This is a genomic window from Serratia sp. LTN-2 (genome assembly GCF_059740205.1).
Genome location: NZ_JCAXDO010000097.1, coordinates 1 through 626 on the forward strand (window position 1 = coordinate 1; position 626 = coordinate 626).

The 626-nt window shown below is 63.7% G+C and carries 1 protein-coding gene; it reads right to left on the minus strand.

Annotated features, from left to right (window positions below):
- Window positions 1-626 (minus strand): type VI secretion system Vgr family protein (locus AC6BYQ_RS28540; protein WP_447854829.1); only part of this gene is annotated, 626 nt, incomplete at both ends.

A 626-nucleotide genomic window follows, 5' to 3' on the forward strand; every position in this document is an offset into this window, starting at 1 on the left:
GCCGCCGGCAGCGCCCACGGCGGCATGCTTGCTTCGTTATACACCCGCCCGGTGATAATCGGACGGTCCGGGTCACCGTTGATAAAGTCCACCACCACCTCATCGCCGACTCGCGGGATTTGCACTCCGCCGTACCCCTGACCCGCCCAGGCGCTCGACACGCGCACCCAGCAGGAGCTGGTGTCATCCCCCTTCGCCAGACGGTCCCAGTGGAATTTCACCTTCACGCGGCCATATTTGTCCGTCCAGATACTCTCCCCGTTTGGTCCCACAACCTTTGCCGTCTGTGGGCCGTAGGTGCGCGGCCACGCCGTGCTCTGCGCCGGACGGTATGACACCGACGCCGGGATGACCGCGAAATCAGTGCGGTGAAGGGTTTCACCCTCGCCGCTCGCGTAGCGGTTCTCCTCGAAATGGTAACCCGCCGCCGTGACCAGATAGTCACCGTTATCACTGAAGAACGGGGCGTTAGTCAGGGTGAAGGTGTGTCCCGGTGCAATACCCGCGGCCGTGGCCGTCGCCTGAATCTGCTGGTGCTCCACCTGCCAGCGCTCCTGACGGATACGGGCGTAGAACTCCGCATGCCCGGTCTCAACAAACCGTCCCGGCCAGTCGTACACGTCGAT